Here is a 26,509-nt window from a genome sequence, read left to right as displayed (position 1 = left end):
CGAGAGTGTCCCTCGCATGTCATGAGTTCTTTGCGGGCCGTTCCCGGTCAAAGATCCACGAACCACCCAGGGAGCAGGTCCGGTGGCAGCTATCGCACGGTGGTGCGTCAGGCACCGCCTCGTCGTTGTCCTGCTCTGGCTTCTCGCCCTCGGCGGCGTCGCGGCGGCGGCGGGCACCGCCGGATCGGCGTACTCAAACGACTACGAGGTCCCCGGCACCGAGTCCGGCCGCGCCACCAGCCTCCTGGAGGAGGGCTTCCACGGCCGCGGCGGCGACAGCGACACCATCGTCTGGCACACCGAGAACGGCAGCATCCGTGCCCCGGGCACCGAGCAACGCGTCTCCCAGATGCTCGACGAGGTCGCCGGGCTCGACGGCGTCGCCTCCGTCATCAGCCCCTACGGAAGTCAGGGCGGCGCACAGATCAGCGCCGACGGACGCACCGCGTACGCCGTCATCACCTTCGACCGCCAGGCCGACGACATTCCCGTGGCCCAGGCCAGGGCCGTCGTCGACACCGCCCAGGACGCCCGGTCCGACGACCTGCGGATCGAACTCGGCGGCAGCGCCATCGCCCTGACCGAGGCATCCGGCGGACATCTCGCCGAGATCGTCGGCGTGGCCGTCGCCGCCGTCGTCCTCTTCCTGGCGTTCGGCACACTCGCCGCCAGCCTGCTCCCCATCGCCACGGCACTGGTCTCGGTCGGCACCGCGTACGCCGGCATAGTGCTCCTCGGCCATGTCATGACCGTCGCCGACTTCGCGCCCATGCTCGGGCTGCTGATCGGCCTCGGGGTCGGCATCGACTACGCGCTGTTCATCGTCACCAGACACCGCAAGGGACTCAAACGCGGGCTTCCGGTCGCCGAGGCGGCGCGCGAGGCGGTGGCCACCACCGGCCGCGCGGTCGTCTTCGCCGGCGCCACCGTCTGCATCGCCCTCCTCGGGATGCTGATCCTGCGCCTGGGCTTCCTCAACGGTGTCGCGATCGCCGCCTCCCTGACCGTCGTCCTCACCGTCGCCGCGTCCGTCACCCTGCTGCCCGCGCTGCTCTCCTTCATCGGCATGCGCGCCCTCACCCCTCGCGAGCGGCGCCGACTGGCCAGGCGCGGGCCCCGGCCCGAACTGCCGACCGGCTTCGCCGCACGCTGGTCCGCCTTCGTCGAACGTCACCCCAAGCCCCTCGGTGCCGTCGCCGCCGTCGTGATGCTCGTGCTCGCGCTGCCGACGTTCTCGCTCCACCTCGGCACCTCCGACCAGGGCAACGGCCCGGCCACGGCCACCACCCGCCAGGCATACGACCTGCTCGCCGAGGGCTTCGGTCCCGGAGTCAACGGTCCGCTGACCGTTGTCGCCTCCCTCGACGGCGCGGACGACCGGCTCGCGATGGACCGGCTGCCCAGGATCCTGCACGCCACCGACGGCGTCGCCTCCGTCAGTCCCGTCGCCTACAACGGCAGCCGTGACACCGCGGTGCTCACCGTCGTACCGGCGTCCTCGCCCCAGTCCCGCGCGACGAGCGAACTGGTCGACAGACTGCGCACGGACGTGCTGCCCGCCGCGGAAGTGGACACCAGCCTGACCGCGCACGTGGGTGGTGTCACCGCGAGCTACGACGACTTCGCCGAGATCATCGTCGGCAAGCTCCCGCTGTTCGTCGGGGTCGTCATCGCGCTCGGCTGTCTGCTCCTGCTGCTCGCCTTCCGCTCCCTCGGTATCCCGCTGAAGGCGGCGGTGATGAACGTCGCCGCCGTCGCCTCCGCGTTCGGCGTCGTCGTCGCGATCTTCCAGTGGGGCTGGGGCAGCGAACTGCTCGGCCTCGGCCGCGCGGGACCGATCGAGCCCTTCCTCCCGGTGATCATGGTTTCGGTGCTCTTCGGGCTCTCCATGGACTACCAGGTCTTCCTCGTGAGCCGGATGTACGAGGAATGGCTGGAGACCGGTGACAACCGGCGTGCCGTGCGTATCGGCCTCGCCGAGACCAGCCGGGTCATCAACTCCGCGGCCGTGATCATGATCTCGGTCTTCCTCGCCTTCGTCCTCAGCGGCGACCGGGTCATCGCGATGTTCGGCATCGGCCTCGCGGCCGCCGTCGCGCTGGACGCCTTCGTCCTGCGCACCCTGCTCGTGCCCGCCCTCATGCACATGCTGGGCGGGGCGAACTGGTGGCTGCCGCGCGGACTGGACCGCCTGTTGCCGCGCATCAGCATCGAAAAGCCCGAGTACCGCGAGGCCGCCCGTGCGAAACTCCCCGTGCGGCGGACGAGCCGGGACGGGGAGCTCGTCCCCTGATCCTGGAGGAACGACGTGTTCGCACTGAGCCTGGGCAACGACGGAGCCGAACTGCGGCCGTTGGAACCGTGGCAGGCCGAGGAGTACTTCGCCCACATCGAGCGCGGTCGTGAGTTCATCGGCCGGTACATCGCGCTGGCGGACGTCGCCAAGGACGTCCCTTCCGCCCGCGCCTTCCTCCAGTCGTACGCGGACAAGGCCGCCGCCGACGCAGGACGCATCTACGGCATATGGCTGGACGGCACACTCGTCGGCGGAGTGCTCTTCCGCACCATGGACGTGACCGCGGGCACCTGCGAGGCGGGCTGCTGGCTGGAACCGTCCGCCGCGGGCCGCGGACTCGTCACCCGCGCCGCACAGCTGATCATCGACTGGGCGGTCGAGCAGCGCGGGATGCACCGGGTCGAATGGCAGGTGTCGTCCGCGAACAAGGCGAGCATCGCCGTCGCCGAGCGACTGGGGATGACGTACGAGGGCGCCCAGCGCGAGCGTTTCTCGTACCGGGGTGTACGGCACGACATGGAGATCTGGTCGGTGCTGGCCCCGGAGTGGCGCGAGCGGCGCACGGGGCAGCGTCAGGCTTGATGCTGCTCACGGGTGTCATCGTCGATTCGCCTGTTGTAATTAAGAGATCTCTCAGACAGGCCCCCTAGCGTGCCGTCAATGACTGCCAAGAACACCGAACAGACGACCGGCGTGCTCGACAAGCAGGAGCCGGGCGACGAGACGACCGACCAGGCCACTGAGGCGGCCGAGGGCAACGAGCAGCACACGGGGGACAAGGACCACCGGGGCGCGAACACGGCAGCGGCCGAGGACCGGGTCGACGATGCGGACGACAGCGAGGAGACCTACGGCGACATCGAGCCGGCGCCGGGGCCCGGCACCGGCATCAAGTCCGCCGCCGCGTCCGTCGTCGCTGCCGGTCTCGGCATCGTGGCCCTCAGCGGAAGCTGGGTCGGCAAGGTCGCGGCAGAGCGCCAGGGGCTCGTCGGACAGATCGAGACGGCCCAGGGCGGCACCCCCGCCCAGCAGATCTCCGCGATCTACGCGGACGCCTGGCACACCACCGCCCTCGTCGACGGGATCTTCGCCCTGCTCGCGCTGATCGTCGGCGTCGCCGTCCTGACCCTGCCGCGCAAGCACGGCTGGGTCCGCGCTGTCGCCGCGGCCGGAGCCGTACTCGGCGCCCTCGGGCTGGTCGCCTCGGCCGGGATGTACTTCGACCTCTTCCTGGCGCTGCCGAGCACCGGCTCGTAGGGACACGAAAACCGGTGGGGTGCGGGCCGGGCCGGGTGCTGCAATACCCGGATGGATCACCAGACCACGCTCGCGCTCTTCGACAGTCAGATACGCCGCCGGTCCGCGGACCCCGGACAGCTCGCCGGGCGGGTGCGGCGGACGGCCGATGAAGGTGACGGCTGGTCCGGCGTGCTCTGGTCGGGGCTCACCGCGGACACCGCCGACGCGGAGATCGCCGAACAGGTGCGGTACTTCACCGGGCTCGGCCGGGCCTTCGAGTGGAAGCTGTACGACTACGACAGCCCCGCCGACCTGGGCGACAGGCTGCTGGCGGCCGGATTCGTCCCCGAGCCGGTCGAGACGCTGATGATCGCCGAGGTGAGCGAACTCCCCGTGTCCGCCGGGCTCCCCGAGGGCGTCCGTCTCGAACGGGTCACCGACGCGGCGGGCGTGGACCTCGTGGCACAGGCGCACGAGGCCGCGTTCGGCACCGACAGCGCGTGGCTGCGCAGCGGGCTGCTCAGGCAGCTCGCCGAGTCCCCCGACTCGGTCGTCGTCACGGTCGCCATGGCCGGCGACCTGCCGGTGTCCTCGGCCCGCATCGAGTTCACCCCGGGCACGGACTTCGCCGGGCTCTGGGGCGGCGGCACCCACCCCGACTGGCGCGGCCGCGGTATCTACCGGGCCCTGGTCGCCCACCGCGTCCGGATCGCGGCCGAGCGGGGTGTGCGGTATCTGCAGGTCGACGCGTCGGACGACAGCAGGCCCATCCTGCGGCGTCTCGGCTTCGCACAGCTGTGCACCACGACGCCCTACGTCCACCGGCCCCCGGTGGTTGGATGAGGGGACTGCAGGCTTCCGGAGTTGGGGGATGAACCGTGCACTTCCGTGAGGTGGTCGACCGCCTCGACCGCTGGCTTCAGACCCACGCCCGCCACGACTTACGGCTCTCAACCCGCCCGCCACGCCGGGGGAGATCGCTGCCGTCGCCGAGAACCGGTTCCCCCTCGACCCCGACCTCGGTGCCTGGCTCGGCGCGCACAACGGGGTCTCCACCTGCATGCGGCACAGTGGGCCCGGCGGTTTCCTGCCCGGCGGTTTCTACCTGTTGGACGCCGAGAGCATGCGGCTGGGCCAGCGCGACATGGAGAACGACGTCGCCTGGAGCGTCGAGGACGAGAGCGTGGACCTCGTCGTCGGCAGAAGCGCGCACGTGAAGTGGGTGCCCTTCGGCAGGACGCACGTCGGCACACTGCTCGTCGTCGACCACAGGGAGGGCGAGAGCCGCGGCGCGGTCCTGGAGATCGACGAGGACCTGGAACTGTGGGGCGAGCCCCGGTGGGCGAGCCTGTCGGAGATGTTCCGGGCGACGCTGGAGTCGCTGGAGACCGGACAGCCGCTCACGGCAGCGACGGGGGAGGAGATCACCCCCGAGGTCGTCACGGAATCCGACGGTACGCCGCAGATCATCTGGCGCTGAAGCGCAGTCCGGCCGCCTCCGGGCAGCGCGCCGCGACAGGCGGGGGCCCGGCTCGGCCGGGCCCCCGCCCTTTCGCCTCTCAGCCCGCGGTCATGGGCGGCGGATGATGCAGACGTCGTTCACATTGCATCCTTCGACCCCCGGCACCTCCATGTAGAAGGGGCCGCCGTCCAGCACACGTGCCTTGGTGTAGAAGCCGGACGTGTTCAGGTATCCCTTGACGGCTTGGTCCACCGCCCATTCCACCTAGCGCGGCTTGGGCTGCATGGCCTGATTGCGGGGATCGTTGCGCGGCACCGAGCACGTGCGCTCGTCCTCTACCGGATCGTTGGGCGAAGCGGCCGCCGCGACCTTGCGAGTGGTGCCGGGTGGGGCCTTGGCGCCGGCCGTGACACCGGGGGAGAGGTCGCGGCCCTGCGCCTGGTGGCGCGAGCGGCGCTCGGCCGGGTCCACGGTGAACGTCGTCCGGCGGCCGCTGTCACGCACGGTCATGGCCACCTTCACGGGCCGGGAGGCGAATGCCTCCCCCGGCTGGACGAGCGTTCCCCTGCCGTCCCCGCGGTGCCGTCCTTGGCAGGTACTCCGGAAGTGAGCTGCCCCTTGACGCGGACCGGTGCGCTCAGCCGGCCGGTCGCCGCGTCGAGGCGCAGCAGCCGTGTGCCGGAGGTGTCCTCGTCACCGGACTGGGTCAGCACGGCCTGTTCGCCGGCGCCGCACCCCGGGTTGTAGTACGACAGCGAGGTCTTGACGCCGAGCTTGGTCACCTTGCCGGTGTCCAGCTGCACCACGGCGGTGAAGCCGCCCCTGGCCATCAGCGTGGGCTTGTTGGTGAAGGTCCGCGGCGCGTACACCACGACCGCGCGCTTGCCGGACGCGGTGACACACACATTGCCGATCCACGCGTCGGCGTCGAAACCCGGCTCCGAGAGGGAGGCGGCAGTACGCCAGGCGTACCCGTCCTTCTCCCGGGCGGTCAGGATGTGGAACCCGTCGGCGTCGCCCGATGTGGTCCACGCCAGGTCGGGTGACGCCTTCCAGTCCTTGCCCAATACGGCCGCGCGTTGCGCCGTGGGCACCTGGGAGGGGTGCACCTGCGTGGCGGCCGGGCGGGGGCCGGCTGTCCGTTCGGTGGACCGCGCGTCGGCGGCCTGTGCCGATGCCTGTATCAGTCCGGCGAGTACCGCGCCTGCGGCTGCCGCCGCCAAAGGCGCCCGCGCTCTTCGTCTCGAATACAACACTGCTCCTTCGATCGATCGTGCCGCGCCGAACGGCGCGGCATCCCGGCCCGGCCTCGGCGGTACCGCCTTCTCCGGGTGGGAAGTTCTGTGGAAGCCGACCGGCTCGGGTGCCGTCGGCTCGGCGCTGCCGCCGGGGCACTCGTACGCGGCCGGTGCTGTCCGGTCCGCCCAGGCACCTGTGAAGCACGGTCATGGCGGGGACCTGCCAAGAGCGGGTTCGTGGGAGGCCGCAGGCGCCTTCCGCGGTTCCGTCAGGACGTCGCGAAGTGCGTGGCGCGGTGGCCGGACTCAGATGGTCGGGAGGCGGGCGGTGCCGAGGTGCGGCGGGGCCTTCGACGGCCCGCGGCAAAGGAGCCGTCGGCGCGGCGGCGCGTCCTCAGCCACCCGCGCGGCACGCAGCATCGTGAGTACCCGGCAACTTCCAGCCCCGTTCGTCAGGATCGCTGAACGCGCGCAGCCGAAGGCGTCCCGTTCCGCCGGCACGACAGATGCGTGCGCGGATCCGGGGAGGCGTGCTGCCCAGGCGGCGCCTTGATCCTACTCATGAGGGGCAGGCCCGGCGTGCTCCATTTTCCCGTCGTCCAGGGCCAGTTGGGCGCTTCGCAGGCAAGAACGGCACCGTGAATGCACGGGCCCAGGGCCCCTGATCCGGACGGGGTCCTAAGGCCCCGCCTCTTCGACGGGGCGAAGTCCTAAGGCTCTGCCTCTTCGACAGGGCGAGGTCCTAAGGCCCCCGCCCTGTCGAAGATGCGGCAGGCGCCTCATGCGGGACCCCCGCCTGGGAGACCAAAGTCGAGGCATCGGCACAGCCGATGCCCTCCCGGGGGACACCGGGACCGAACCGACGAGGAGCACCCCATGCAGCACCCCGACATCCTGGAACTGCGCCGTGCCGACCTGATCCGCGAGGCCGAGCACGCCCGCCTCGCCCGGGAGGCGCGCGCCGCGCGCCGCGCCGCCCGGGGAGCGCGGCGGTCGAAACGGAGCGGTGGGACAGGACCACCCTCCCGCCTTCGCTTCGCCCACGCGGCCTGAACCGCGGTGCGGCCCTTCACCACCGGCCGTGCCGGTGCTCCGCACGGCTGTGCGATGCTCGACGCTGTGGAGACCAGGTCCGTAAGCCCGGTGTTCGTCGGCAGGGCCGGCGAGCTGGCACTGCTCACCGATGCGCTCGGCCGTGTCGCCGGCAGCTCGTCCCCGGAAGCGGGCACCGGGGGCGAGCCGCTGGCGTACCTCGTCGGCGGTGAGGCGGGCGTCGGCAAGACCCGGCTCACCGAGGAGCTGGTGAGCGAGGCACGCCGCCGTGGGGCCGTCGTCGCCGTCGGCGGCTGCGTCGAGATCGGTGCCGACGAGCTGCCGTTCGCTGCGTTCTCCACCGCGCTGCGCGCCCTGCACCGGCTGCTGCCCGGAGAGCTGGCGGAGGCCGCGGAGGGCCAGGAGGAGGAACTGGCGCGGCTGTTGCCCGAGCTGGGCCCGGCCACCCGCGGCGCCTCCGGCCGGCACGACGAGGAGGGCATGGCCCGCCTCTTCGAACTCACCGCGCGTCTGCTGGAACGGCTCGCCGCGGACCGAACGGTCGTCCTGGTGCTGGAGGACCTCCACTGGGCAGGTGCCTCCACCCGCCATCTGCTCGCCTACCTCTTCCGCACACTGCGCAGCGGCAGGCTCCTCCTCGTCGCCACTTACCGCTCCGACGATGTGCACCGCCGGCATCCGCTGCGTCCCCTGCTCGCCGAGCTCGACCGCACCCGCCATGTCCAGCGCATCGAGCTCACCCGCTTCACCCGCGACGAGGTCGGCCGGCAGATGGCCGGCATCCTCGCCGACGAACCGGCGCCCGCCCTCGTCGACCGCATCTTCGAACGCTCCGACGGCAACGCCTTCTTCGTCGAGGAACTCGCTGCCAGCATCAGCGACGACTTCTGCTCGGGACTGCCCGATTCGTTGCGCGACATCCTGCTCGTCCGCGTCGAGGCGCTGCCCGAGGACGCCCAGCGCGTCGCACGTGTCGTCGCCGAGGGGGGCTCCACCGTCGAGCACGGGCTGCTGCACGCCGTCGCCGGGCTGCCCGACGACGACCTCGACGAGGCGCTGCGGGCCGCCGTCGGCGCGAACATCCTCCTCGCCACATCCGACGGCGACGGCTACCGCTTCCGCCACTCCCTGGCCCGCGAGGCCGTCAGCGACGATCTGCTGCCGGGCGAGCGCTCCCGGCTCAACCGCCGCTACGCCCAGGCCCTGGAGGCCGCACCCGGGCTCGTGCGCGAGGACGAGCGTGTCATGCGTCTGGCCACCTACTGGTACCGCGCCAACGACGCCGCCAAGGCCCTGCCCGCCGTGCTCGACGCCTCCGTGGAGGCCCGGCGCCGCCACGCCTACGCGGAACAACTGCGGCTGCTGGAGCGGGCGATGGAGCTGTGGGACTCGGCTCCGGAAGAGGTACGCGAACAACTGCGCCCCACCGACCAGGCCGAGGCCCACCACCCCCTCACGTTCGGCAGGGCAGGCTCCGGCGACCCGGCCGCGACGCCGCTGAGCTACCTCGACCTGATGGCCGAGGCCGCGGTGGCCGGCCGCTTCTGCGGCGAACGCGAACGCGCCCTGAAGATCACCAAGCGCGGGGAGCGGCTCGCCCGTGCCGAGGGCGAGGACGTGCGCGCCGCGTGGTTCCTCGTCCAGCGCTCCCGGCTGGTCTCGGCTCTCGGGCGCGGTGACGGATGGGCCGAACTGAGCGCGGCCCAGGACCTCGTCCGCGGTCTGCCGCCGTCCGCCGTGCATGCCGAGGTCCTCGCGGAGGCGGCGGTGTGGGGCATGCTGCACGAGCCGGGGCACGAAAGCCTGGTGACCGCCGAACGCGCCGTGGAATACGCGCGCATGCTCGACGACGAGGACACCGAACTGCGTGCTCGCCTCACCCTCGGCAGTCTCATGGTCGACGCGGGCGACGTCGAGGGCGGCCTCGCGGAGATGTACGAGGTGATGCGCCGGGCCCTGGCACTCGAACTTCCCGCGCACATCGGCCACAGCCATGTGAACCTGCCGTCGGTGCTGGAGAACGTCGGCCGTTCGCAGGAGGCCGTCTGCCTCCTGGTCGACGGTGTGGTGCTGGCCCAGAAATACAGCCTGGTCGACAGCGAGGCATGGATCACCAACAACCTGGCGGAGTCGTACCACACCCTCGGGCGATGGAACGAGTCGCAGCGGAGCGCCGAACACGCCCTCCGTATCTCGCTGAGCCCCAAACCCCGCGGACACGCCTGCGCCTTGCTCGCCCGCCTTGCGGTGGCCCGAGGAGACACCGCACGGGCCGCCGAACTGCTGAGCCTCGCCCATGAGCACTTCGGTCCGAACGACCCGGTGCCCCAGGTCACCCTCCCGATGACCACGATCGCGCTGCACATCGCCGCCGCCCAGGGGCGGGTGAGCGATGCCCGGGCCGATCTGCAGCGCGTCGTCGAGGCCGGCTTCCCGCCCGGCACGCAGTGCTACGCCTGGCCGTTGCTCGTGACCGCGGCCACCCTCGAGGCGGACACCCGCGGACTGCCCTCCGCAGAGCCCGGCCGAGCCGAGTCGATCGAACGGATCCGCAAGGCAGCGAGCCCGCTCGTCACCTCCGCACCCGTATGGGGCGCGCACGAACTCTGGGTCCGTGCGGAACTGCTGCGCGCACAGGGCAGCGACACCACCGACGACTGGGAGCGGGCGGCCGAGGCCTTCGGGTCGCTGGAACGTCCCCACGATCTCGCCCGGATCCAGCTGCGCCTGGCGGAGTCACTGCTGGGCGCCGCCGGACCGGGAGCGGGGGACCTTGGCCGTGTCCGGGCGGCCGGACTCCTGCGGACGGCACACACAACGGTCCGTGAACTCGCTGCCCGCCCGGTGGCCGAGGACATCGAACTCCTCGCCCGCCGCGCCCGCGTCGACCTCGCCGGTGACACCGGCGCGCAGGCCGCGCATGCCGCTCCCGAGGAGCCACCGGCCGGGACCGGTCTCGGGCTCACCCCACGTGAACTGGACGTCCTGCGACTGGTCGCCGTCGGCCACAGCAATCGCCGCATCGCCGAGGAGCTCTACATCTCGCCGAAGACTGCGAGTGTCCATGTGTCCAACATCCTGGCCAAGCTCGGTGTCTCGGGCCGCGGCGAGGCAGCCGCTCTCGCCCACCGGATGCGGCTGTTCACCGATCTGCTGGAAGGGGCGACGGCTCATCCGGACGGGGCTCCTGTGTCACCCGGATCGTGACCTTGCCCGAGGCGAGGTCTATCGGGCCGCTCCCCGGGTCGTTGTCCCCGACGTCGGTGCGCGTCAGCGCCAGGCGGTGGCGCTCCTCGTCGGTATGTTTGCGACCCGGCGAGAAGAACTCCTCGAAAACGTTGAACACCCGCCGACCACCCCCTACTTCACCTCCAGACGGAGGATCCTGTCGTCACCCGGTTCGGGTGTGCCCCGGGTGTCCGTCTCGCTGGTGACGAGCAGGAGCTCGCCCCCGTCCGTCGGCAGCACGGTGCGCAGACGGCCGTACTCCTCTTCGAGGAACTCCTGGGGCTCCGCGGAAGGTTCCGCTCCGGCCAGCGGGATGCGCCAGAGCCGCTCACCACGCAGCCCGGCCATCCAGATCGACCCCTCGGCAAAGGCGATACCGCTCGGCGAGGCGTCCTCCGTCCGCCACTGCGCGACCGGATCGACGAAGCCCGCCTTGCCCGCCTCGCCCTCGACCTCCGGCCAGCCGTAGTTCTTCCCCGGCTCGATCAGATTCAGCTCGTCCCACGTGTTCTGCCCGAACTCGGCGGCCCACAGCCGCTTCTCCGAGTCCCACGCGAGGCCCTGCACATTGCGGTGGCCGTACGAATACACCACCGAGTCGGCCTCGGGATTGCCGTGCACCGGCTGTCCGTCCGGGGTCATCCGGAGGATCTTGCCGCCCAGCGACTCCTTGTCCTGCGCCAGCCCCGTGTCGCCTGTCTCGCCCGTGCCCGCGTAGAGCATCTTGTCCGGGCCGAACGCGATCCGTCCGCCGTTGTGGATCCTGCCCTTGGGGATGCCCCGCAGCACCGTGTCCGGCGCGCCCAACTGCTGACCGGCGGGCTTCCGCTCGTCGTACAGCATGCGGGCGATGCGATTGTCCGACGCGGTGGTGAAGTAGGCGTAGACCTGGCCGTCGGAAGCGAACGAGGGGGAGACCGCCAGGCCCAGGAGACCGCCCTCGCCGCCGGGCTCGACGCCCGGCACAGAGCCGATCTCGGTCTTCTTGCCGCCGTCCGCGGCCACCCGCGTGATCGTCCCCTCGTCCCGGGACGCGACCAGCAGATCGCCGTCGGGCAGTGCGGCGACACCCCAGGGCGACTCCAGGCCCTCGGTCAGCGTCGACACCACCTTCACGGAGCCCTTGGCCGGCGGACCCTTCGGCCGGGCGGCCTCGCCCGTGGGGCTGCCCGGGGGTGAGGTGGATTTCGAGGAGGACGCGGCGGCGCCGTCCGCCGGATCCTTCCCCTCGCCCGAGGAGCACCCGGCCGTGAGGACGAGCACGGCGGCGGCCACGACGGCCGTCATTGCTGGACGGTGCACGGTGGTGATCCCTTCGACGGCTGCTTGGGCTGCCCGGAGAGCCGGGTGAACTGCCTGACTACTGTTCTTACACCGCAGCCCGCGGCGAGGTTCCCGATCTTCGAGAAGCATTCCATCGGCCGGCCGGGAGAACAGTCCGCCAAGCCGGGGCCCGCCCCATGCCGTGTCTCGCGGTCCCTGGCCGGGCCACGGCCTCCACTCCGGCCCGGATCCGGCGGACATGCCCTGGCTCCTGTCGCCCTAGCTAGTCCCAGGATCCCAACGCCCCCGGAAGTGCCGCGATCTCCGCGAGGTCCCGGCCGGTCAGCGTCAGATCCGCCGCGCCCGCGTTCTCCACCGCCCACTGCGGGCGCTTCGTGCCCGGCAGCGGCACCACGTGCCGCCCCTGCCCCAGCACCCATGCCAGTGCCACTGTGGCCGGGGTCGTCGCCCCCGGGCCGTGCCGTGCGGCGACTCTCCGCAGTCCCGCGACCACCGGCTGGTTCGCCGCCATCATCTCGGCCGTGAACCGGGGATGCCGCGCCCGCACGTCGTCCGCCTCGAAGCCCTGCCCGGGGGTCAGCGTCCCGGTGAGGAAACCGTTCCCCAGCGGCATCGCCGCCAGGAAGCCCACCCCACGCGCCTCGCACCAGGGCAGCAGCCGCTCCAGAGCCTCGGGCGACCACACCGACAGCTCCGCCTCGACGGCGCTCACCGGGAAGACCTGTTGAACCCGCTCCAGTTGCCGGATCGTTCCTGCGTGCATGTCCGCGTCCGAACGACGGCCGGCCCGCGCCCCCACGGCACACAGCCCCAGCGCCCGGACCTTCCCCGCGGAGACGAGCTCCGCCATCGCGCCCCAGGTCTCCTCCACCGGTACCTCGGGGTCGGCACGGTGCAACTGGTAGAGGTCGATCACATCGGTCTGCAGCCGCCGCAGCGACGCGTCGCAGGCCCGTTTCACGTAGCCGGGGCGGCCGTTGGCGACCACATGCTGGTCCCCGACGAGCAGCCCCACCTTCGTCGACACGAAGGCGTCCGCGCGGCGGTTCCTCAGCGCCCGGCCGAGCAGCAGTTCATTGGTGAACGGTCCGTACATGTCCGCGGTGTCCAACAGGGTCGAACCGGCGTCCAGAGCCGCGTGCACGGTCCGCAGCGAACGTTCGCCGCGCTGCTCCGAACCGGTGTACGCCCAGCTCATCGGCATGCACCCGAGTCCGACGGCGCCCACGCCGAGGGCTGCCGCACCAAGGGTCCTGCGCTCCAACTCCCCCTACCTTCCGCTTGGCCGCGTCCTGGCCGCGTCCAAAGTAGCCAATGCGTGGCGGAGCTCTTCGCATAGCCTCCTGACCATGACTGCTGATGTGTGGCTGCCCATCCCGGCCGACGAGATCGACGGCCTTCCCGACCCCGCCGCAGCGGGTCTCACGTACCGCTTCTGGGACGGGGGTGCGGACTTCCCCGCCGACCCCGCCGACTGCGTCTTCTACGCCGTCCCGTACATGAGGGGCATGGAGGTCGCCATAAGGCCGCTGCCCGCCATGCGGTCCGTGCAGGTCGTCCAGACCCTCTCCGCCGGCACCGACCATGTGGCGCCGGGTCTCTCCTCACTTCCCGCGGGCATCCGCCTGTGCAACGCCAAGGGTGTGCACGAGGCGTCCACCGCCGAACTCACCCTCGCCCTGATCCTCGCCTCCCTGCGTGGCATCCCCGGGTTCGTGCGCGGCCAGGACGCGGAGGAATGGAGGTCCGGCTTCTATCCGGCACTCGCCGACAAGTCCGTGCTCATCGTCGGCTACGGCTCGATCGGTGCGGCCATCGAGGACCGGCTCGCGCCCTTCGAGTGCGCGCGGGTGGCGCGCGTCGCGCGCTCCGCCCGGACAACGGAGCGCGGCGAAGTGCGCGCACTCGCCGAGCTGCCGGAGCTGCTGCCGGCCGCGGACGTCGTCATCGTCTCCACGCCGTTGACGGAGCAGACGAAGGGCCTGGTGGGAGCCGATTTCCTGCACCGGATGAAGGACGGCGCGCTGTTGGTGAACGTCGCGCGCGGATCTGTCGTCGACACAAAGGCGCTGCTTGCAGAGCTGGAGAGCGGGCGGATCACCGCTGCGCTCGACGTGACCGATCCCGAGCCGCTGCCCGCGGGACACCCCCTCTGGCATGCCCGGGGCGTACTGATCAGCCCCCATGTCGGAGGCTCGACCTCGGCGTTCATGCCGCGGGCCAAGCGGCTGCTCGCCGATCAGCTCACCCGGTTCGCCGCGGGGGAGACCGTGCGCAACGTGGTGGTCACGACGGGCGATTGAGTGCCCGCCGCACCTTGTCCATAACTCTGTGGAGTCACTCGAATGCACCGCGTGCCCCCGTTGTCGCACGCCGTCACTGAGAGTAGAGGGCCTATGTCGCTGAGTGACGATATTGGTGTATCGTCCCGAGCTGGGGGCTGCGCCGGACGCGACGGGCGGTGCAGCAACGCGAACTGATTGCCGATCAGACCTGAGGGGGGCGACGGGCGATGCAGGGGCGATGGAAGAACGATCCGACGCGGCAGGGCCGCCCGCAGCGGTTTCCGGGTGCTCCGCCGCGGGGACCCGACCGGGCGACGCACACTCCGAGGAACCGGCCGCGGACAGTTCGTCCGCAGACCGTGACTGCACCGGCCGTACTGCCCCTGCGGGACCTGCCGGCCGCGCGCAGGACCCTCACCCATCCGGCACGGCCGCAGCCGCCGACCGCCCGCCCGACGGCGGTCCGGTGAGTGCGCCCGGGGCCTTGATGGCCCGCGAGTCCGCGCCCTCCGGCAACGGGATGTTCCCGCAGCTGACGGTCGCCTTCGTGTGCGCCGCGTACGGCGTGGGAGCCGCCTTCGGCTGGGGATCGCGCGGACTGGCGCTGTTCATGGGCGACTTCGGGCTGAGTGCTGCCGCGATGATCGCCGCCGTCTCCTGCTTCCTCTACGCGCGCACACCCCGCTGTCGTTTCCGGCCCGCCTGGCTGCTCTTCGCACTCTCGTCGCTGATGGCTTCGGCCGGGAACGCCGTGTGGGGCTGGTACGAGGTGGTGCTCGCCCGCGAGGTGCCGAGCCCCTCCGTCGCGGACCTGTTCTTCCTCTGCTTCGCGCCGCCTGCCATCGTCGGTCTCCTCGTCCTCGCCAAGCGCCCGGTCACCAGGGCCGGCTGGGTGTGCCTCGGGCTGGACGCGTGGCTGATCGGCGGTTCGCTGCTGACCCTGTCCTGGAGTCTCGCTCTCGCCCACACCGCGCACGCCACGGGCGAGAGCGTGGCCCCGGCCGCTCTCTCACTGGCCTATCCGCTGCTGGACATCGTGCTGGTCAGCATGGTGCTCGCGCTGCACTTCAGGCGTTCGTCCGCCAACCGCTCCGCCGTCAACACCGCGATCGCCGGGCTCGCCCTGACCGTCCTGTGCGACGCACTGTTCACCTCTCCGCTGCTGCGCGAGAGCTACCGCTCCGGCCAGCTCCTGGACGCCGGCTGGTTCGCCGGTTCGCTGCTGCTCGCGTACGCGCCCTGGGGTGCGTCGCGCAGGGCACCGGAGGCGGCGGCGCCTCCGCGCGGTCCCCGCCGGCCGGCCAGGCCCCTGATGGGCTCGCTGTCCGCCCTCACGCCGTATCTCGCCGCCGCCGTGTGCACCCTCGGAATCCTGTACAGCGTCACCGAGGGCCGCCGTGTCGACCGCGTCGTCGTGATCACAGGGTGCACCGTCGTCCTTGCCCTCGTCGTACGCCAGGGCATCATGCTCCTGGACAACATCGCACTCACGCACGAACTGGCGCAGAAGGAGAACCACTTCCGCTCCCTGGTGCAGGGCTCCAGCGATGTGATCATGATCGCCGCCTCCACCGGGGTGCTGCGCTATGTCTCACCCGCGGCCACCAAGGTCTACGGCCGCGACGCCGAGGAGCTCGTCGGCTCCGAACTGGCCTCGCTCATCCATCCCGAGGACCTCGGCCGTGTCGTGCACGAACTGCGGCGCTTCCTCACCGCCGGGTCGGCGGACGAGCCCACGATGCGCATGGAGTGCCGCTTCAGATCGGGCGGGGGCGACTGGCTCAATGTGGAGTCCACCGTCAGCCGCCACCAGGGCGGGCTGATCTTCAACAGCCGCGACGTCACCGAACGCGTCCGGCTGCAGGCCCAGTTGCAGCACAACGCCGAGCACGACCCGCTCACCGATCTGCCCAACCGCGCCCTGTTCACCGAGCGGGTGCGCGGCGCCCTCAGCGGCCGCAGAGCGGGTGATCCCGGCACCGCGGTGCTCTTCATCGACCTCGACGGTTTCAAGGGTGTCAACGACCGCCTCGGCCATCAGGTCGGCGACGAGCTGCTGATCCAGGCGGCCCGCCGACTGGCCGATTCCGTGCGGGCAGGGGACACCGCGGCCCGACTCGGCGGAGACGAGTTCGCCGCCCTCATCGTCGGCGACGGCACCCGCGACCAGAGCGCCCGCGAGCTCCAGATCCACGAGATCGCCGACCGGCTGCGGCTGATGCTCTCCCAGCCGTACCGCATCGACGGCGCCGAGGTGCGGGTGGCCGCCTCCATCGGGGTCGCGTTCGCCGAACCGGCGATGAGCCCCACCGACCTGATGCGCAACGCGGACCTCGCCATGTACCGCGCCAAGGCCGCCGGCAAGGACCGCGTCGAGCTGTACGCGCCGCAGATGCAGGCGGACGTGGTGCGCCGCACCGAGCTGGCTGCCCGGCTGCGCAGCGCCCTGCACGAGGGCGAGTTCGCGCTGCTCCACCAGCCCGTGGTGAGCCTGACCACCGGCCGGATCGCCGCCGTGTCCGCGCAGGGCCGTTGGCGGTCGGCGCAGGGCATCCTCTTCACGCCCGCCGAGTTCCTGCGCGTCGCCGAGGACGGCAACCGCACCGCCGAGCTCGGCCGCTGGCTGCTCGAAGAGGCCGTGGAGCAGGCCGCCGAGCGCAGCAGGCAGGGCCATCCCACCCCCGTGTCCGTCCGGCTGTCCGCCCGTCTGCTGCTCGACAGATCCCTGCCGCTCGGCTCGATCGAGGCGCTGCTCACCCGCCACCAGCTGCCCTCGGGCGCGCTGGTCATCGAGCTCGCGGACAGCGATCCGCGGATCTCCTTCGACGAACTGGAGCACCGGCTGGCCGCGCTGCGCAGACTGGGCGTGCGGATCGCGCTGGACGGCTTCGGCAGCGGTTACGCGGCGATCAACGCGCTGCGCAGGCTGCCCGTGGACGTCCTCAAGCTCGACCGCGGGCTGGTCGAGGGCGTCGTCGAGTCCGCCCGACTGCACAAGATCACCAGCGGTCTGCTCCGGATCGCCCGCGATCTCGGCATGCAGTCCGTGGCGGACGGTGTGGACGTGCCGGAGCAGGTGCTCGCCCTGCGCGCCATGGGCTGCACACACGGCCAGGGCATGGCGTTCTCCGGGCCGCTGGACGAGTATCGGCTGCGTCGTGCCCTGGCCAGGCACGAGTACCCGGTGCCGGGCGGGCTGGCGCAGCCGGTGCTGACCGGGGGCGTCTCGCCTGCACGCAATGGCTCAAATACTGAGACGCGCGTCCCACCCACTTGACAGTGACAGTGCGTCGGGGAGAGGGTCAGTGCCATGCGCACCCGAATTCTCGTACTTGGAAAGCGCGTCGGCTGAGCAGAGCCGCCCGACAGGCTCTGCGGACACCACCGACGCGCTCCCCTCGCTTGCCTCACGGCACGAGGGGTTTTTTGTTGCACCGGCTCGTACCGAACTCGTACCAAACCCTCGCAAAAACCCTCAGCATCGAGAAGAGAATGCCGATGACCGAGCAGGCCACCGGGGCCCACCATCCGCAGCCGCGGGCCCGTAGCGGCGGACAGCCGTCCGCCACCGTCGAACACGTCACGGGCGCGCAGTCCCTCATTCGCTCTCTCGAGGAAGTAGGGGCCGAGACGGTCTTCGGCATTCCGGGCGGTGCGATCCTCCCGGCGTACGACCCGATGATGGACTCCGCCAAGGTCCGCCACGTCCTGGTCCGCCACGAGCAGGGCGCCGGCCACGCGGCCACCGGCTACGCGCAGGCCACCGGCAAGGTCGGTGTCTGCATGGCCACCTCCGGCCCGGGTGCCACCAACCTGGTCACGCCGATCGCCGACGCGCACATGGACTCCGTGCCGCTCGTCGCGATCACCGGCCAGGTCGCCTCCAAGGCGATCGGCACCGACGCCTTCCAGGAGGCGGACATCTGCGGCATCACGATGCCGATCACCAAGCACAACTTCCTGGTCACCAAGGCCGAGGACATCCCGCGCACCATTGCCGAGGCGTTCCACATCGCCTCCACCGGCCGCCCGGGCCCGGTCCTGGTCGACATCGCCAAGGACGCACTCCAGGCGAAGACCGTCTTCAGCTGGCCGCCGCAGACGGACCTGCCCGGCTACCGGCCGGTCACCAAGCCGCACGCCAAGCAGATCCGTGAGGCGGCCAAGCTGATCACCGCCGCCAAGCGCCCGGTCCTGTACGTCGGCGGCGGCGTCCTCAAGGCCGGTGCCACCGGCGAGCTGAAGGTTCTCGCCGAGCTCACCGGAGCCCCCGTCACCACCACCCTGATGGCGCTGGGCGCGTTCCCCGACAGCCACCCGCTGCACGTGGGAATGCCGGGCATGCACGGTGCGGTCACCGCCGTCACCGCGCTGCAGAAGGCCGACCTGATCGTCGCCCTCGGAGCCCGCTTCGACGACCGCGTCACCGGCAAGCTGGACAGCTTCGCCCCGTACGCCAAGATCGTCCACGCCGACATCGACCCGGCCGAGATCGGCAAGAACCGCACCGCCGACGTCCCGATCGTCGGCGACGCCCGCGAGGTCATCGCCGACCTGGTCCAGGCCGTCCAGGCCGAGCACAGCGACGGCAACACCGGTGACTACAGCGCCTGGTGGAAGGACCTCAACCGCTGGCGCGAGACGTACCCGCTCGGCTACGACCAGCCCGACGACGGCAGCCTCGCACCGCAGCAGGTCATCCAGCGCATCGGCGAACTCGCGCCCGAGGGCACGATCTTCGCCGCGGGCGTCGGCCAGCACCAGATGTGGGCCGCCCACTTCATCGACTACGAGAAGCCCGCCACGTGGCTCAACTCCGGCGGCGCCGGGACGATGGGCTACGCGGTCCCGGCCGCGATGGGTGCCAAGGCCGGCAAGCCCGGCCGCACGGTCTGGGCGATCGACGGCGACGGCTGCTTCCAGATGACCAACCAGGAGCTCACCACCTGCGCCCTGAACAACATCCCGATCAAGGTCGCGATCATCAACAACGGCGCCCTCGGGATGGTCCGCCAGTGGCAGACCCTCTTCTACAACCAGCGCTACTCCAACACGGTGCTGCACTCCGGCCCCGACGCCGACGGCAAGCAGCCGAGCGCAGGCACCCGCGTCCCGGACTTCGTCAAGCTGTCGGAGGCGATGGGCTGCCACGCCATCCGCTGCGAGTCCCCGGACGACCTCGACAGGGTCATCGCCGAGGCCAACGCCATCAACGACCGCCCGGTCGTCGTGGACTTCATCGTCCACGAGGACGCCCAGGTGTGGCCGATGGTCGCCGCAGGCACGTCCAACGACGAGGTCATGGCCGCCCGTGGTGTGCGCCCCGACTTCGGCGACAACGAAGACGACTGAGAGCCGTAGGAAGAGGAACGACGCACATGTCCAAGCACACGCTCTCCGTCCTGGTGGAGAACACCCCCGGCATCCTGGCCAGGATCGCCGCCCTGTTCTCCCGCCGCGGCTTCAACATCGACTCGCTCGCCGTCGGTGTCACCGAGCACCCCGACATCTCCCGGATCACCATCGTGGTCAATGTCGAGGACCTTCCTCTGGAGCAGGTGACGAAGCAGCTCAACAAGCTCGTCAACGTGCTGAAGATCGTCGAACTCGAGCCGGGGTCCGCCATCCAGCGCGAACTCGTGCTGGTGAAGGTCCGCGCCGACAACGAGACCCGCTCCCAGATCGTGGAGATCGTCCAGCTGTTCCGCGCCAAGACCGTCGACGTCTCGCCCGAGGCCGTCACGATCGAGGCCACCGGTTCGAGTGACAAGCTGGAGGCGATGCTCAAGATGCTGGAGCAGTTCGGCATCAAGGAGCTCGTCCAGTCCGGCACGATCGCCATAGGGCGTGGCGCCCGGTCCATCACGGACCGCTCGCTGCGGGCCCTGGACCGTTCCGCGTAACGCCGGCGTTCTCGCCTGGCGAGACCCCGAAACTTCCCTGACCACTCCCGCCGTACGGTGGGACGCAACACCAGCACTCCAAGGAGAATCCCAGTGGCCGAGCTGTTCTACGACGACGACGCCGACCTGTCCATCATCCAGAACCGCAAGGTCGCGGTCATCGGTTACGGCAGCCAGGGCCACGCCCACGCGCTGTCGCTGCGTGACTCGGGTGTCGACGTCCGTGTCGGTCTGCACGAGGGCTCCAAGTCCAAGGCCAAGGCCGAGGAGCAGGGTCTGCGCGTCGTGACGCCCGCCGAGGCCGCCGCCGAGGCCGACGTCATCATGATCCTCGTCCCGGACCCGATCCAGGCCCAGGTCTACGAGGAGTCGATCAAGGACAACCTGAAGGACGGCGACGCGCTGTTCTTCGGCCACGGCCTCAACGTCCGTTTCGGCTTCATCAAGCCGCCGGCCGGTGTCGACGTCGCCATGGTCGCCCCCAAGGGACCGGGCCACCTGGTCCGCCGTCAGTACGAGGAGGGCCGCGGCGTTCCGTGTATCGCCGCCGTCGAGCAGGACGCCACGGGCAAGGCCTTCGACCTGGCGCTGTCGTACGCCAAGGGAATCGGCGGCACCCGCGCCGGCGTCATCAAGACGACGTTCAAGGAAGAGACCGAGACCGACCTGTTCGGTGAGCAGGCCGTGCTCTGCGGTGGCACCGCCGCGCTGGTCAAGGCGGGCTTCGAGACCCTGACCGAGGCCGGCTACCAGCCGGAGATCGCCTACTTCGAGTGCCTCCACGAGCTGAAGCTGATCGTGGACCTCATGTACGAGGGCGGCCTGGAGAAGATGCGCTGGTCGGTCTCCGAGACCGCCGAGTGGGGCGACTACGTCACGGGCCCGCGCATCATCACGGACCAGACCAAGGCGGAGATGAAGAAGGTCCTCGCCGAGATCCAGGACGGTACGTTCGCCAAGAACTGGATGGACGAGTACCACGGCGGTCTGAAGAAGTACAACGAGTACAAGACCCAGGACTCCGAGCACCTGCTGGAGACCACCGGCAAGGAGCTGCGCAAGCTCATGAGCTGGGTCGACAACGACGAGGCGTGAGCCTGTGGGTGAGGGGGTCCGTTGCGGGCCCCCTCACCTGCGCCACTTCGTCCAGCCACGGACGAGTGATCCTGCCAACGAGGCGCAAGACGCACCGTGCGGCACCACTACACTGCTCAACAACACCTACGCGTCAGGCCCACAGTGTCGTGCGTCTTCCACGCGGCTTGCCCCTCCACCGCCTGCGGCCGTCGGGACGGCCGTCCGCACTGGACTTGTGAGGACTCACGTGAGCTCGAAACCTGTCGTACTCATCGCTGAAGAGCTGTCGCCGGCCACTGTCGACGCCCTGGGCCCGGACTTCGAGATCCGGCACTGCAACGGCGCGGACCGCGCCGAGCTGATCCCCGCCATCGCCGACGTCGACGCGATCCTGGTCCGCTCGGCCACCAAGGTCGACGCAGAGGCCATCGCGGCTGCGAAGAAGCTGCGCGTCGTCGCCCGCGCCGGCGTGGGCCTGGACAACGTCGACGTGTCCGCCGCCACCAAGGCCGGCGTGATGGTCGTCAACGCCCCGACGTCCAACATCGTCACCGCCGCCGAGCTGGCCTGCGGTCTGCTCGTCGCCACCGCGCGCAACATCCCGCAGGCCAACACCGCCCTGAAGAACGGCGAGTGGAAGCGCTCGAAGTACACCGGCGTCGAGCTGAGCGAGAAGACGCTCGGCGTCGTCGGTCTCGGCCGCATCGGTGTGCTCGTCGCCCAGCGCATGTCCGCGTTCGGTATGAAGATCGTCGCGTACGACCCCTACGTACAGCCCGCGCGTGCCGCGCAGATGGGCGTCAAGCTGCTCACGCTCGACGAGCTGCTCGAGGTGTCCGACTTCATCACCGTCCACCTCCCCAAGACCCCCGAGACGCTCGGCCTGATCGGCGACGAGGCGCTGCACAAGGTCAAGCCGGCCGTCCGTATCGTCAACGCCGCGCGCGGCGGCATCGTCGACGAGGAGGCGCTGTACTCGGCGCTGAAGGAGGGCCGGGTCGCCGGCGCGGGCCTCGACGTGTACGCCAAGGAGCCGTGCACCGACTCCCCGCTCTTCGAGCTCGACCAGGTCGTCTGCACCCCGCACCTCGGCGCGTCCACGGACGAGGCGCAGGAGAAGGCCGGCATCTCGGTCGCCCGCTCGGTGCGCCTCGCGCTTGCCGGTGAGCTGGTCCCGGACGCGGTCAACGTCCAGGGCGGTGTCATCGCCGAGGACGTGCGGCCCGGACTGCCGCTCGCCGAGAAGCTGGGCCGCATCTTCACCGCCCTCGCGGGCGAGGTCGCTGTCCGTCTCGACGTCGAGGTCTACGGCGAGATCACCCAGCACGACGTCAAGGTGCTCGAACTGTCCGCGCTCAAGGGCGTGTTCGAGGACGTCGTCGACGAGACCGTGTCGTACGTCAACGCCCCGCTGTTCGCCCAGGAGCGAGGTGTCGAGGTCCGGCTGACGACCAGCTCGGAGTCCCCGGACCACCGCAACGTCGTCACGGTGCGCGGCACGCTCTCGGGCGGCGAGGAGGTCGCGGTCTCCGGCACGCTGGCCGGCCCCAAGCACCTGCAGAAGATCGTCGCGATCGGCGAGCACGACGTGGACCTGGCGCTCGCCGACCACATGGCCGTGCTGCGCTACGAGGACCGTCCGGGCGTCGTCGGCACTGTCGGCCGGATCCTCGGCGAGGCCGGTCTCAACATCGCCGGCATGCAGGTCTCGCGTGCGGAGGAGGGCGGCGAGGCACTCGTCGTCCTGACCGTGGACGACACCGTGCCGCAGCCGGTGCTGACGGAGATCGCCGAGGAGATCGGTGCGACGTCGGCGCGCTCGGTGAACCTGACGGACTGAGGTCCGCGCCGCAGGCGCGCCTCAGCGGACGGGCTGGATTTCGCGACGCGAAATCCAGCCCGTCCGGCGTTCGGGGACCGCGCGGAGCGCGGCGGGTCCGGGACCGCCGCCTACGGCACCAGCGCCGGGGCCCGGTCCGGCTCATCGGCCCGTGGCCCGCCGTCACCGCTCGCCCCGCGCAACAGCACCGCCGCGAGTACTGCGGCCCCCACCAGCAGCGCAGCCCCGCCGACGGCCGCGACGTGCATCCCGTGGGCGAACGCCTCACGCGCTGCGGCGAGCACCGCCTCGCCCATGCGGCCCGGCAGCCCCTCCGCCACCACGCTCGCGCCGCCGAGCGTCTCGCGCACGGTGTTCAGCGCGTCGGCCGGGAGACCGGAAGGCGCCGCGTCGACCACGTCCCTGCGGTAGACCGCAGCGCCCGCGCTGCCCAGGAACGCCATGCCCAGCGCGCCGCCGAACTCCTGGCCCGTCTCCAGCAGCGACGCGGCCGAACCGGCCTTCTCCGGGGGTGCGGCCGCCAGCGCCATGTCCGAGACCAGCGCCATCACGGTGACGATGCCGCAGCCGATGACGGACGCGCCCGCCAGCAGCACCCAGAGCGAATCGGTGCCGGTGAGGAGCAGCACCGCGAAGCCGGCCGCCCCGACCCCGAAACCGCCGGAGATGACCGGCCGGCGGCCGAACCGCGCCGCCAGGGTGCCGGCGACCGGCGCGGCGACGCCCACGGCGACCGAGGGCGCGATGCTCCACAGTGCGGCCTCCATGGAACCCATGCCGAGCACCGACTGCAGATACTGCGTGGTGAAGTACGCGGAGCCCATCATGGCGAACATGGCCACGGTGTTGAGAACGATCCCCGTACCGAAGCCGCGCCCGCGGAAGAGCGCCCGGCTGATCATGGCGTCCTCCCGGGTGCGCTGGCGGCGTACGAAGACGTAGCCGATGGCGGCACCGCCCGTGATGCACAGCGCCCGCACGGGACTCCAACCCTCCGCTGCGATCTCCTTGAGCCCGTAGACCACGGGCAGCACCGCGCCCATCGACAGCGGCACGCTGAGCAGATCGAAGCGGCCGGGGGCCGGGTCCTTGAACTCCGGTACCAGCAGGGGCACCAGGAGCAGCAGAAGCGCCATCGCGGGGACGTTGACGAGGAACACCGAGCCCCACCAGAAGTGGTCCAGCATGACGCCGCTCATCACCGAGCCGAGCGCGATTCCGCCGGCCATCGCTCCGGACCAGATGCCGATGGCCTTGGTCCGCTGTGCGTCGTCGCGGAAGAGATTGCGCACCAGCGCGAGGGTCGTGGGCATCAGCGTGGCCCCGCCGATGCCGAGCAACGCCCGTGCGGCGATGAGCATTTCGGCGCTCTGCGCGTACGCCGCGCCGATAGAGGCGAGTCCGAAGGCGGTGGCGCCCATCAGGAGCAGCCTGCGCCGGCCGATGCGATCGCCCAGCGAACCCATGGTGATCAGCAGCCCGGCGAGGGCGAACGCGTAGATGTCGAAGATCCAGAGCTGCTGCGTGCTCGTCGGATCGAGTTCGCGGCTGATGGCGGGGATCGCGAAGTAGAGGACGGAGACGTCCATCGAGACCAGCAGGAGCGGCAGCAACAGGACGACGAATGCGGTCCATTCGCGGCGGGCCGCACGGGGTGGCGGGGCGGTGGGAAGCGTCATGCAGAACAATGTACGGCTGTATTAAACGCTTGTCTAGAACGATTGTGTAAGACGGTTGTATGGGACGGTCGTATGGGCGGCGGTACGCTGCTGACATGGGACATCGCGAGGATCTGCTCGAAGGCGCGAAGCGCTGCCTGGTGGAGAAGGGCTTCGTGCGCACCACCGCGCGCGACATCGTCAAGGAGTCCGGGACGAACCTGGCGTCGATCGGCTACCACTACGGTTCGAAGGACGCCCTGCTCGCCGAGGCGTACGTCGCCCTCGTCGAAGGTGTCTCGGACGACTTCGACGTGACGGAGCCGGCGACGCCGCAGACGCGGCCGGGATCGCTGGAGAGGTTCGAGGAGGTGTGGTCGAACATCGTCGGCACCATGTCCGGGCCCGACTCGTTGTGGCGCCTCAGCATGGAGATCGTGGTCATGGGCGACCAACTGCCCGCGGTGCGCGATCACTTGGCCAAGGCTCAGCGCGAGGGTGCGCGCGGGATCATCCCCATGCTCATGGGCGGCGAGGAGGCGGACGTCGCCGAGGACGACGTCGACACGCTCGGCAAGTTCTACATGACCCTGATGATGGGCCTGATCGCCCAGTGGACCTTCGACCCCGGTACGGCCACCCGCGCGGACGAGCTCACTGAGGGGCTGCGTCGCCTGATGAAGGCGGCCGGCGAGTCGTCATAGCCGTGCGCTCTTGAGCGCCATGTGCAGCAGCAGACGGTGCTCGCCGTCGTCGAGGTCCAGGCCGGTGAGCTGTTCGACGCGCGAGAGCCGGTAGTAGAGCGTCTGGCGGTGGATGCCCAGCTCCGCCGCAGTGCGGCCCGCCTGGCCCGCGCAGTCGAGGAACACCTCGGCGGTGCGGGCCAGTTCGGTGTGCGAGGGGGCGAGCAGCTCCCGCACCGCGGGGTCGTGGGCAGCGTCCGCGGGAAGCGCCGTCAGCAAGCGGTACGGGCCGAGGTCCGTCCAGTGGGCGACCGGCGCGAGCCGGGGCTCGGCCTGCGCCGCGCGGGCCGCCGACCTCGCTTCGAGCCACGCGCGGCCCAGGCCGGCCAGCCCGAGCAGTGGGGTGGCCACTCCTGCGGCGACCGCCGCGCCCGCGTCCGTCCCGCGGCGGGAGGCTCCGGCGGCGGACGGCCCCGGCCCCGCGCCTGCCGCATCACGCAGACGGGATGCCACTGTCAGTGCGGGGGAGAGGTTGTCGGCGGTGCGCAGCCGGACCAGCGCCGCCACGGCGTGGACGGGAGATCCGGACGCGGCCTCGGCGTCACCCTGGCCGCCCCCGCCCGGGGCGGCAGGCAACGGCACCGTGCACAGGGCCGACGCACTCGGCAGCGAGCGCGCCGAGGGCGCGTCACCGGGCGGCCACGGGCCGACGCACACCAGTGTGTGCAACCCCTCCGCGTCCGCGCCCAGTTCTGGGCGCAGCGCGTCCACCGCCATGTCGTACTGCCAGCCCCGCTCAGCCGTCAGGACCGCGCGCAGCTCCCGGGACAGATCGGCCCCCGCGCGCTCCTCGTCCGCGAGCAGGGTGCCGATCCGCGCCGCCACCTCCATCGCGGCGGCCAGCTGCCCGTCGGTCGGACCCGGATCCGTGTCGAGCAGCCATACGTAGCCGAGAGCGATGCCCCGGTGCCGCACGGGCAGACAGATGCGGTCACGGAAGACCCCGGCGTCCGGGGCGGCCGGAATGCGCACCGGACCCGTCGCGCGGGTGATGCCGAAACCCTCGAACCAGACACGCACCGCCGGGGTCGACCTACGGGTCAGGATCGAGCGGGTGCGGACCGGGTCCATCGCCGTGTCGTCGTCGCTGTCGTGGGCCCCGAAGGCGATCAGACCGAAATCGCGGTTCTCCAGCGTTGCCGGGACGCCCAGCAGTGCGGAGATCTCGTCGACCAGGTCCTGGTAGTCGCCCTTCACCCGGCC

Annotated in this window: 22 protein-coding genes; 14 read left to right on the top strand and 8 right to left on the bottom strand. The window is 70.9% G+C overall.

Annotated features, from left to right (window positions below; all coding sequences use genetic code 11):
* Nucleotides 1-82 precede the first annotated feature (82 nt).
* The 5 genes from AC067Z_RS19080 (at nucleotide 83) to AC067Z_RS19060 (ending at nucleotide 5,015) form a co-directional block, all read left to right on the top strand.
* A complete protein-coding gene (locus tag AC067Z_RS19080) occupies nucleotides 83-2,293 on the top strand; it encodes an MMPL family transporter (RefSeq protein ID WP_478790702.1) in 2,211 nt (736 codons plus the stop codon).
* A gap of 15 nt (nucleotides 2,294-2,308) precedes the next feature.
* Nucleotides 2,309-2,878 carry a GNAT family N-acetyltransferase gene (locus tag AC067Z_RS19075; protein ID WP_478790701.1) on the top strand — a complete coding sequence of 190 codons (570 nt, stop codon included), beginning with the start codon at nucleotides 2,309-2,311 and terminating at the stop codon, nucleotides 2,876-2,878.
* A 78-nt stretch (nucleotides 2,879-2,956) separates the two neighbouring features.
* Nucleotides 2,957-3,553, top strand: a complete 597-nt coding sequence (locus tag AC067Z_RS19070) for a hypothetical protein (protein ID WP_478790700.1) — start codon at nucleotides 2,957-2,959, stop codon at nucleotides 3,551-3,553.
* A gap of 51 nt (nucleotides 3,554-3,604) precedes the next feature.
* Entirely contained in the window at nucleotides 3,605-4,378 is a 774-nt protein-coding gene (locus tag AC067Z_RS19065; protein WP_478790699.1) for a GNAT family N-acetyltransferase, read from the top strand.
* Between the two features lie 217 nt (nucleotides 4,379-4,595).
* Entirely contained in the window at nucleotides 4,596-5,015 is a 420-nt protein-coding gene (locus AC067Z_RS19060; protein WP_478790698.1) for an SMI1/KNR4 family protein, read from the top strand.
* A gap of 90 nt (nucleotides 5,016-5,105) precedes the next feature.
* Here AC067Z_RS19060 and AC067Z_RS19055 read toward each other — a convergent pair whose 3' ends face one another.
* From AC067Z_RS19055 to AC067Z_RS19045, 3 genes are read right to left on the bottom strand one after another with little or no spacing between them, the layout of a single operon-like run.
* Entirely contained in the window at nucleotides 5,106-5,249 is a 144-nt protein-coding gene (locus tag AC067Z_RS19055; RefSeq protein ID WP_478790697.1) for a hypothetical protein, read from the bottom strand.
* 12 nt (nucleotides 5,250-5,261) lie between these two features.
* Nucleotides 5,262-5,507, bottom strand: coding sequence for a hypothetical protein (locus AC067Z_RS19050; protein WP_478790696.1), 246 nt, complete (start codon nucleotides 5,505-5,507; stop codon nucleotides 5,262-5,264).
* 8 nt (nucleotides 5,508-5,515) lie between these two features.
* Nucleotides 5,516-6,250: a hypothetical protein gene (locus AC067Z_RS19045; protein WP_478790695.1), complete on the bottom strand. Its 735-nt coding sequence runs from the start codon at nucleotides 6,248-6,250 to the stop codon at nucleotides 5,516-5,518.
* An 861-nt stretch (nucleotides 6,251-7,111) separates the two neighbouring features.
* Between AC067Z_RS19045 and AC067Z_RS19040 the strand changes: the two genes are divergently transcribed.
* Nucleotides 7,112-7,288, top strand: coding sequence for a hypothetical protein (locus AC067Z_RS19040; protein WP_478790694.1), 177 nt, complete (start codon nucleotides 7,112-7,114; stop codon nucleotides 7,286-7,288).
* A gap of 54 nt (nucleotides 7,289-7,342) precedes the next feature.
* Entirely contained in the window at nucleotides 7,343-10,495 is a 3,153-nt protein-coding gene (locus AC067Z_RS19035) for a helix-turn-helix transcriptional regulator (protein WP_478790693.1), read from the top strand.
* Here AC067Z_RS19035 and AC067Z_RS19030 read toward each other — a convergent pair.
* The 3 genes from AC067Z_RS19030 to AC067Z_RS19020 form a co-directional block, all read right to left on the bottom strand.
* On the bottom strand, nucleotides 10,431-10,634 hold the full coding sequence (locus tag AC067Z_RS19030; protein ID WP_478790692.1) for a DUF6191 domain-containing protein: 204 nt from the start codon (nucleotides 10,632-10,634) through the stop codon (nucleotides 10,431-10,433). The genes AC067Z_RS19035 and AC067Z_RS19030 overlap by 65 nt on opposite strands.
* Nucleotides 10,635-10,648: 14 nt before the next feature.
* A complete protein-coding gene (locus AC067Z_RS19025) occupies nucleotides 10,649-11,803 on the bottom strand; it encodes a PQQ-dependent sugar dehydrogenase (RefSeq protein WP_478790691.1) in 1,155 nt (384 codons plus the stop codon).
* A gap of 259 nt (nucleotides 11,804-12,062) precedes the next feature.
* Nucleotides 12,063-13,064, bottom strand: coding sequence for an aldo/keto reductase (locus AC067Z_RS19020; RefSeq protein ID WP_478790690.1), 1,002 nt, complete (start codon nucleotides 13,062-13,064; stop codon nucleotides 12,063-12,065).
* 85 nt (nucleotides 13,065-13,149) lie between these two features.
* Here AC067Z_RS19020 and AC067Z_RS19015 point away from each other — a divergent pair, with 85 nt between their 5' ends.
* From AC067Z_RS19015 to serA, 6 genes are all read left to right on the top strand, one after another.
* Complete coding sequence (locus AC067Z_RS19015; RefSeq protein ID WP_478790689.1) at nucleotides 13,150-14,103, top strand: 2-hydroxyacid dehydrogenase; 954 nt, start codon at nucleotides 13,150-13,152, stop codon at nucleotides 14,101-14,103.
* Between the two features lie 448 nt (nucleotides 14,104-14,551).
* The gene (locus tag AC067Z_RS19010; protein WP_478790688.1) at nucleotides 14,552-17,362 is read left to right on the top strand and encodes a putative bifunctional diguanylate cyclase/phosphodiesterase; all 2,811 of its coding nucleotides are present in this window, start codon (nucleotides 14,552-14,554) and stop codon (nucleotides 17,360-17,362) included.
* A gap of 215 nt (nucleotides 17,363-17,577) precedes the next feature.
* A complete protein-coding gene (locus AC067Z_RS19005; protein WP_478790687.1) occupies nucleotides 17,578-19,437 on the top strand; it encodes an acetolactate synthase large subunit in 1,860 nt (619 codons plus the stop codon).
* Between the two features lie 26 nt (nucleotides 19,438-19,463).
* Nucleotides 19,464-19,988, top strand: a complete 525-nt coding sequence (gene ilvN, locus AC067Z_RS19000; protein ID WP_385310221.1) for an acetolactate synthase small subunit — start codon at nucleotides 19,464-19,466, stop codon at nucleotides 19,986-19,988.
* Between the two features lie 93 nt (nucleotides 19,989-20,081).
* Nucleotides 20,082-21,083 carry a ketol-acid reductoisomerase gene (gene ilvC, locus AC067Z_RS18995; RefSeq protein ID WP_356633939.1) on the top strand — a complete coding sequence of 334 codons (1,002 nt, stop codon included), beginning with the start codon at nucleotides 20,082-20,084 and terminating at the stop codon, nucleotides 21,081-21,083.
* 229 nt (nucleotides 21,084-21,312) lie between these two features.
* Nucleotides 21,313-22,905 carry a phosphoglycerate dehydrogenase gene (serA, locus tag AC067Z_RS18990; RefSeq protein ID WP_478790686.1) on the top strand — a complete coding sequence of 531 codons (1,593 nt, stop codon included), beginning with the start codon at nucleotides 21,313-21,315 and terminating at the stop codon, nucleotides 22,903-22,905.
* Nucleotides 22,906-23,015: 110 nt separating this feature from the next.
* Here the strand turns inward: serA and AC067Z_RS18985 are convergent, their stop codons facing one another.
* The gene (locus tag AC067Z_RS18985) at nucleotides 23,016-24,584 is read right to left on the bottom strand and encodes an MFS transporter (protein WP_478790685.1); all 1,569 of its coding nucleotides are present in this window, start codon (nucleotides 24,582-24,584) and stop codon (nucleotides 23,016-23,018) included.
* Nucleotides 24,585-24,679: 95 nt separating this feature from the next.
* Here AC067Z_RS18985 and AC067Z_RS18980 point away from each other — a divergent pair, with 95 nt between their 5' ends.
* Complete coding sequence (locus tag AC067Z_RS18980; protein WP_478790684.1) at nucleotides 24,680-25,267, top strand: TetR/AcrR family transcriptional regulator; 588 nt, start codon at nucleotides 24,680-24,682, stop codon at nucleotides 25,265-25,267.
* Here AC067Z_RS18980 and AC067Z_RS18975 read toward each other — a convergent pair.
* Entirely contained in the window at nucleotides 25,262-26,503 is a 1,242-nt protein-coding gene (locus tag AC067Z_RS18975) for a PucR family transcriptional regulator (protein WP_478790683.1), read from the bottom strand. The genes AC067Z_RS18980 and AC067Z_RS18975 overlap by 6 nt on opposite strands.
* Nucleotides 26,504-26,509: the final 6 nt, after the last annotated feature.

The sequence above is a fragment of the Streptomyces sp. NPDC043812 genome (assembly GCF_056436245.1).
This window is presented reverse-complemented; position numbering and strand designations above follow the sequence as displayed.

Bases quoted from the DNA above. Each gene is read 5' to 3' on its own strand.
- AC067Z_RS19070 (WP_478790700.1), top strand. From the start codon at position 2,957: ATGACTGCCAAGAACACCGAACAGACGACCGGCGTGCTCGACAAGCAG.
- AC067Z_RS19065 (WP_478790699.1), top strand. From the start codon at position 3,605: ATGGATCACCAGACCACGCTCGCGCTCTTCGACAGTCAGATACGCCGC.
- AC067Z_RS19060 (WP_478790698.1), top strand. From the start codon at position 4,596: ATGCGGCACAGTGGGCCCGGCGGTTTCCTGCCCGGCGGTTTCTACCTG.
- AC067Z_RS19050 (WP_478790696.1), bottom strand. From the start codon at position 5,507: ATGACCGTGCGTGACAGCGGCCGCCGGACGACGTTCACCGTGGACCCG.
- AC067Z_RS19040 (WP_478790694.1), top strand. From the start codon at position 7,112: ATGCAGCACCCCGACATCCTGGAACTGCGCCGTGCCGACCTGATCCGC.
- AC067Z_RS19035 (WP_478790693.1), top strand. From the start codon at position 7,343: ATGCTCGACGCTGTGGAGACCAGGTCCGTAAGCCCGGTGTTCGTCGGC.
- AC067Z_RS19025 (WP_478790691.1), bottom strand. From the start codon at position 11,803: ATGACGGCCGTCGTGGCCGCCGCCGTGCTCGTCCTCACGGCCGGGTGC.
- AC067Z_RS19015 (WP_478790689.1), top strand. From the start codon at position 13,150: ATGACTGCTGATGTGTGGCTGCCCATCCCGGCCGACGAGATCGACGGC.
- AC067Z_RS19005 (WP_478790687.1), top strand. From the start codon at position 17,578: ATGCCGATGACCGAGCAGGCCACCGGGGCCCACCATCCGCAGCCGCGG.
- ilvN (WP_385310221.1), top strand. From the start codon at position 19,464: ATGTCCAAGCACACGCTCTCCGTCCTGGTGGAGAACACCCCCGGCATC.
- AC067Z_RS18985 (WP_478790685.1), bottom strand. From the start codon at position 24,584: ATGACGCTTCCCACCGCCCCGCCACCCCGTGCGGCCCGCCGCGAATGG.
- AC067Z_RS18980 (WP_478790684.1), top strand. From the start codon at position 24,680: ATGGGACATCGCGAGGATCTGCTCGAAGGCGCGAAGCGCTGCCTGGTG.